The sequence below is a fragment of the Gemmobacter megaterium genome (genome assembly GCF_900156815.1).
Classification (GTDB): domain Bacteria; phylum Pseudomonadota; class Alphaproteobacteria; order Rhodobacterales; family Rhodobacteraceae; genus Wagnerdoeblera; species Wagnerdoeblera megaterium.
The window spans coordinates 1-5,635 of record NZ_FTOT01000027.1 but is presented as its reverse complement, the minus strand read 5'-3'; the positions used below and the strand labels follow the sequence as shown (position 1 = coordinate 5,635).

At 64.6% G+C, this 5,635-nt stretch carries 10 protein-coding genes; 2 read left to right on the top strand and 8 right to left on the bottom strand.

Going from position 1 to position 5,635, the window contains the following annotated elements; genetic code table 11:
* On the top strand, positions 1 to 919 hold a 919-nt coding region (locus BW970_RS19970), incomplete at its 5' end, for a MobA/MobL family protein (RefSeq protein ID WP_083701409.1).
* 58 nt (positions 920 to 977) lie between these two features.
* On the opposite strand, the gene BW970_RS19965 is transcribed toward BW970_RS19970, so the two are convergent.
* The 8 genes from BW970_RS19965 to BW970_RS19930 form a co-directional block, all read right to left on the bottom strand.
* The gene (locus tag BW970_RS19965; RefSeq protein WP_076534687.1) at positions 978 to 1,385 is read right to left on the bottom strand and encodes a DUF2442 domain-containing protein; all 408 of its coding nucleotides are present in this window, start codon (positions 1,383 to 1,385) and stop codon (positions 978 to 980) included.
* Positions 1,372 to 1,620 carry a DUF4160 domain-containing protein gene (locus BW970_RS19960; RefSeq protein ID WP_076534685.1) on the bottom strand — a complete coding sequence of 83 codons (249 nt, stop codon included), beginning with the start codon at positions 1,618 to 1,620 and terminating at the stop codon, positions 1,372 to 1,374. Before BW970_RS19960 ends, BW970_RS19965 begins: the two co-directional genes overlap by 14 nt.
* Before the next feature lie 168 nt (positions 1,621 to 1,788).
* On the bottom strand, positions 1,789 to 2,124 hold the full coding sequence (locus BW970_RS19955; protein ID WP_229740575.1) for a MarR family winged helix-turn-helix transcriptional regulator: 336 nt from the start codon (positions 2,122 to 2,124) through the stop codon (positions 1,789 to 1,791).
* An 80-nt stretch (positions 2,125 to 2,204) separates the two neighbouring features.
* Positions 2,205 to 2,630, bottom strand: a complete 426-nt coding sequence (locus BW970_RS19950; RefSeq protein ID WP_076534691.1) for an SRPBCC family protein — start codon at positions 2,628 to 2,630, stop codon at positions 2,205 to 2,207.
* 98 nt (positions 2,631 to 2,728) lie between these two features.
* Entirely contained in the window at positions 2,729 to 3,124 is a 396-nt protein-coding gene (locus tag BW970_RS19945) for a MerR family transcriptional regulator (protein WP_076534683.1), read from the bottom strand.
* A 48-nt stretch (positions 3,125 to 3,172) separates the two neighbouring features.
* Positions 3,173 to 3,643: a helix-turn-helix domain-containing protein gene (locus tag BW970_RS19940; RefSeq protein WP_083701407.1), complete on the bottom strand. Its 471-nt coding sequence runs from the start codon at positions 3,641 to 3,643 to the stop codon at positions 3,173 to 3,175.
* 578 nt (positions 3,644 to 4,221) lie between these two features.
* The gene (locus BW970_RS19935; protein ID WP_076534679.1) at positions 4,222 to 4,779 is read right to left on the bottom strand and encodes a hypothetical protein; all 558 of its coding nucleotides are present in this window, start codon (positions 4,777 to 4,779) and stop codon (positions 4,222 to 4,224) included.
* Positions 4,776 to 5,045, bottom strand: a complete 270-nt coding sequence (locus BW970_RS19930) for a hypothetical protein (protein WP_076534677.1) — start codon at positions 5,043 to 5,045, stop codon at positions 4,776 to 4,778. Before BW970_RS19930 ends, BW970_RS19935 begins: the two co-directional genes overlap by 4 nt.
* A 154-nt stretch (positions 5,046 to 5,199) precedes the next feature.
* Here BW970_RS19930 and mobQ point away from each other — a divergent pair.
* On the top strand, positions 5,200 to 5,635 hold a 436-nt coding region (gene mobQ, locus BW970_RS20440), incomplete at its 3' end, for a MobQ family relaxase (RefSeq protein WP_200799322.1).

The window sequence follows — 5,635 nt, the reverse complement described above, 5'->3', positions numbered from 1 at the left end:
GGACCGGGGCATGGTGGCCGACATCGCCCTGCACGCGCCGGGGCGCGCGGGCGACGAGCGCAATCACCACGCCCATATCCTGCTGACCACCCGTGAGGTGGATGCAGACGGCTTCACCACCAAGAACCGCGACTGGAACGCTGTCGAGGTTCTGGAGGGCTGGCGGGAAGCTTGGGCGCGGGACAGCAACGCGGCGCTGGAACGGGCGGGCCGCGAGGACCGGGTGGATCACCGGACCCTCGTGGCGCAGCGCGACGAAGCGCGGGAGCGGGCCACCGGCGCGCGGGAACGCGGGGACGAACGCGAGGAGCTGGTGCAGACGGTGCGGGCGATCTCTTTGGACCGTCCGCCCCTACCGCAGCTCTCTCCCGGTGCCTGGCAGATGAAGGAGCGCGGCATCGAGGTCGGCCGGGTCGGGGCCTGGCACGAGGCCAAGGCCCGTGCGGCCGAGGTGATGGAGGTTGCCCGCGAGCTGGCGGGCCATGTCCGCGACTGGCTGGACCGGGCAGCGGAGCGGGTGCTGGACCGCCTTGGGCCGGGGCAGTCGGAGCTGGCGCTTGCCGGTGGCCGCGAGAACCAGGAGCAGGACCCCGACCGGCGCGAGTTTGCCGCGCGGATGCGGGAGGCGTGGGAAGTCTATCAGGGCCGGGACGAGGTTCAGGAGGTCGCCACGCCGGAACTGGAGCGGGAGACGCCGCAGGAGTTCGCGGCGCGGCTGCGCGAGGCGGCGGCGGGGATCGACCCGGACGATCTTGCCGATCGTGCCGCCGCATTGCGCGAGGGGCGCGAGGCCGAGGAGCGGCATCAGGCGCAGGAGGTCGCGCGGGAACGCGAACTGGCGCGTCAGCAGGAGATCGAGAAGGAACGCGACAGTATCGCCGAACGCGAGCGAGGTCGCGGGCTCGGTTACGGGCTGTAGGCTAACGCAGAACGCCCGCGCCCTCCCCGCCATATGGGGGCGGTCGGGCGCTGTCGGTTCACGCTTGCTTCTTCGGACGCCCGCCCTTGGCACCATTCGCGCGGGCGGCGGCTGCTTTGGCGGGCGATGTGGCGCTACCCCCGGCAGCGCCGAGTTGTGCGGCCATCCAGCGCTTGGTGCCGTAAATCCCTTGCATCAGACTTGGCACGTAGACATCCGCGTCCAGACGGGGCCAGTGCAGTGCGGTCCCTGCCGGGCTGATCTGGATCTCCCCCAGATCGTCGGCGGTGGCGTCTGAAAGTTCCTGGATCAGATGCACAGGCACCATGACCGTGACGCCCGTATTGAGGTCTACGACCAGTCGGTTCTGACGGGTGTCATAGTCGGCACGGACGGCATAACCCTTGCGCCGCAGTTCTTCGCCACGAAGGGTCGCGGCCTGAAATTCCTGCTCAGAAATCTCCATGAATCTCCCTCCACTTCGGGCAGAGGACTGACAGATGCTTTGCCAGTTCCTTCTGAATACGGTTCACCACCTGCAACGACACCCCATGGCGTTCCCGCAGTTCTGGCGGGCCGTCAGGGCAGTTCAGCACAAACACGGCTTCACCATCTGCCGCGATAACGTGGACATGGGCAGGGCGGTGATCGTCCACATAGATTCTCACGCGCAGGCCATCGAGGCGAAGGACAGTCGGCATTGGTGAGTGTATAACCTAATCGCTTGGGTTTTCAAGCGAGCAATGCCGGAGTGCCGGTATACTGTTTCAAAAGCGTCTAGACCCGCTTCCGGCGGCGTCCTGGAAACCGGGATGAACCCTGATGCAACGGGAAAAGTGTTTCATAGCGACGTCCTGCTGCGGTGCAGGCTATGACGTCTCCCTCGCCGCGAAGAACTGCTGGTCGTAGGTTTCTACGACCGGCATCGCGCCGACCAGGCGCTCGCGTCCTAGCGGCGTGAGCCTGACGCGCTTCGATCGCTGGTCGGCCGTCGAGGTGGGACGCTCGATCAGCTTGTCCCTCTCCAGCCGTGTGGCGATCTGCGAGACGTGCATCCGGTCCATGCCGAGGAAGTCGATGACGTCTCGTTGGGTCGCGTCCTGTCCGTCGCGCGTCAGCCAGCCACAGACGGCCAGGATGGCGAACTGTGGCTGCGTCAGGCCGAACGGCTTCAGTCGTGCGTTCAGGCCACGCTGCCACAGCATGAACTCGTGCCAGAGTTTGAACCCGGGACTGGCCTGCGGGCCTGCAAGGGACGACAGATCCCACCCCGGGCCCTGCCCGGTCACCCGCTCTTGGCTCCCGCCTCACCGGCCCGTTTCAGGCCGAGCAGGGTCGCCGGAAGGGTGGCGTTGATCTCCCTGCCGACCAACCGGCGAAACAAAAAGCTTAAGGGTCCGGAGAAGCGCACCGAGTGGGTCGCGGTGGTCTGGGCGCCGTCATCCTCCAGTTCATGACCGAAGTGCATCCGGCACAGCGGCAACTGGCCCTCCATCGTGAATGAGCGCCCCGGCACGACCTCGGCGACGCGCACGCGCGCCTTCGGCCCCTTCCGCGGCTTCAACCAACCTGCCGAACCCTGTCGCAACCCCTCCGGCAGGAACACGTCCTTGGTCTCCTGATCCCATGCGGGCCACGATGCCACGTCCTCATAGAGAGCGAACACCGTCGCACGGGGAGCGGAGACGGCGATGCTGTGGGTGATCGTCATGGGTGCGCCTCGGTCGAATATGTAAATGTATTTACTTATTGCATAGGATTGTTCGAGGCACAACGCATGCCAGTGCGGCATACCCGGTTAAATCGAAATCAGCCGCCGAATAGCTTTTTCCAGAACCCGCGCGGCCGCTTGTCTTCCAGAAGGGCTGTGGCCTGCTGCCGCCATCGGTCCCGATCCTCACGAAGATCAGCGATGGTTTCCTCCAACTGCTGCCGTTCGCGCTCGCGCTCTTTTTCCGTGGATTCCAGTTGGATGCGAAGTGTTCCTAGGTCGTTACGCAGGTGTTCCTCTTCATTCCGAATGGAACGTTCCGCGTTCCGTTCCGTCGGAACAGGAGGGAACACTCGATGCAGTTCCGCAGGTTCTATGGCGTAAACGCCACTGTCCGTCTTAGTCGCTGAAACCTTTCCAGATTTCAGGGCGCGATGAATTGTGGTCTTGCTCTTTCCTGTCGCCTTTGCGGCTTCGTTCAAAGTGTAGCTCATGGCGTTCCGCCGCGTTCCAAAAGAAACGCAACGGAACGTTCCGCAGCGTTACGCATCATCTTCACCGAGATCCGTGGCGGGCAGGTCAGGTTCCATGCCGGGAAGGGACGGTTCGGACGGCGGCGGCAGGCCGTCCCCGGACGGGAGCTGTTGTTCGCCCCGAAGCAGGCTGGGGACGCGGCGCAGCGGCTCCTGTTGGCCGAGCTGGTCGCGATCCGGCTGCTCTTCGTCCGAGAGAACGACTGCCGCGCTGAACAGGCTGTAGCGAATGCCGTCACGCTTGCCGGTCCATGCAACCCGATCGTTGATGATGTAGGCGTTCACGGTGCCGCGTTCCCCGACCTGACGTATCTCGATCCAGTTGCGGTCCCGAAGCGTCTTGAAGGCGGTCTTCACGGTGTTGACGTGCCGCCCCATGATCTTCGCCATCGTTTTCTGGGAGACGACGACAGCGTTGTGCTCCCCCACACGGGCGACCAGCAGGTGCATCAGCATTGCCGCATTCGGGCTGTCGCGCATCAGAGCTGCCCAAGCCTCATGGGCGGCTCGCTCCGTCTGAACCCACGTTCCTGGGCGCTTCTTGTCCGGCAGATTCACTGTCCAACCCCAGCTATTTTCTTGTCAGTTTCTAACATTACTAGTTCACAAGAGTTGTCGGTTATCAACTCTTCATTGTCAGAAACTGACACCAGATTGTCTAGGGGTGGACAATCCTAGGCTGTCTAGGGGTGGACAATCCTAGAGAGTCTACCCCCCCCCTGTAAGGCACTGAAATTATTGCATGAAAATTTTGCTCCCTCTTATGATCTACAGGAGGGCAAAAAATCCACGCCCGTTCGGACGGGAGCGCTCGTCAGGAAGCTGGCGACCGGCCGGGCGGGGGTGGAGTTTTTGATCGACGCAGGCGACGAAGGAGCCTGCTTCTCCGACGGTGCCAAGTTCGACCCGATACTGGCGAGGTGTGTCCTTGCCACGAGCGGAACGCCGACCGGATGGGGTGGGTCAGGCAGGGAGGGGAAGGTTTCGCCCAAACCCGACCGACAGCGCCCGTTGCAGATGCCGGATTTGCCGGGAATGGATCGAGCCAGGATCGGCCGTCAGTTCCCTGATTGCGGCGGTCGCTTGATCCAGATGGCGCAGAAGGTGCCCCCGTTGTCCTGCTCGACCACCTGACCCCCGGCGTTGCCGCAGTAGATCGACGGGAAGCGCCCGAACTCGCGGGCATCGCCGCGCCCCGTGATCCAGAACGCCGCCAGCGCGCCCAGGAGTGCCCCTGTGGCCCCGATGGAGGCCAACCACACCCAGAACCCGCCGAACCAGCGCCACGCCTCTCTGCGGGCCTCTCCTGCGGCTCTGCGGAAGGCATCGCGCTCCTTGGCCAGTTCCCCCGCCACGTCCGTCAGAACGCTCTGTGCGGCGCTGGCAGCCGCTGCGGTGGCATTGCGGACAACCTGGTTCCTGTCGTTCCGCAGGGTATTCTGGAGGCTGGCCGGGGCGTTTTCCGCCGCGCGTTCCATCCTGTCGACCGCCTGGGCCAGCATGTCGTGCAGTCCCTTGGCCTCATCCTTGTCGAGGCTGGTGCGCTGGAGCCGGTCCATGTCCTTGCGGATCAGGGTCAGCTCGTCGGCGAGGATCTGGAATGGGTCCTTGCTCACGACCGATCCGCCCCTGACGCTTTGCCCGCCGCCTCGTCCAGCTCCGCCATCAGCCCGACCAGCTCCTTCTGATCGACCTCGCGAGTGACGACCCGACGCAGGAGGACGGCGAGGGCACGGGCCTTTTCCGGCTCCTTCAGCGCGTTGGAGATCACCACCGACCCGACGATGATCTTGCGTCGCGTCTCGCTGGCCTTCTGGCGTTCCTTGAGGCGCGCCAGCTTGGCCTGCGCCGTGGCGATCTGTTGATCTATGCTCCGCGCCATTCCGGTCTCCACACTCATCGCCCTATGTTGATTTGTGCCGTGGGTTGAGGCAGGGTGCAAGACACGAAGTGCCCACTTATACAAACGCTACGCGTTTGTGTGGGCGGGGGAGACTGGCGTTTCCCCTCGACCCCTAAGCGAAGTGCGGCACCGAATGGCGATCTACCATCTTCGAGCCTCGATGATTTCCCGCAGCCAGGGCCGCAGCGCCACGGCGGCAATCGCCTACCGCGTGGCCGAGCGGATCGAGGACCGCCGCACCGGGCTGGTCTTCGACTACGCGGCCAAAAGCGGCGTTGAGCACACCGAAATCCTCGCCCCGGACCACGCGCCGGATTGGGTCTCCGACCGATCCGAGCTGTGGAACCGCGTCGAGGAATCCGAGACACGCAAAAACAGCCAGGTCGCCCGCGAGGTGCGCGTGGCCTTGCCCGCCGAGCTGACCCACGCGGCGCGGGTCGAGCTGGTGCGGGACTTCGCCCAGGCGCAGTTCGTGGACCGGGGCATGGTGGCCGACATCGCCCTGCACGCGCCGGGGCGCGCGGGCGACGAGCGCAATCACCACGCCCATATCCTGCTGACCACCCGTG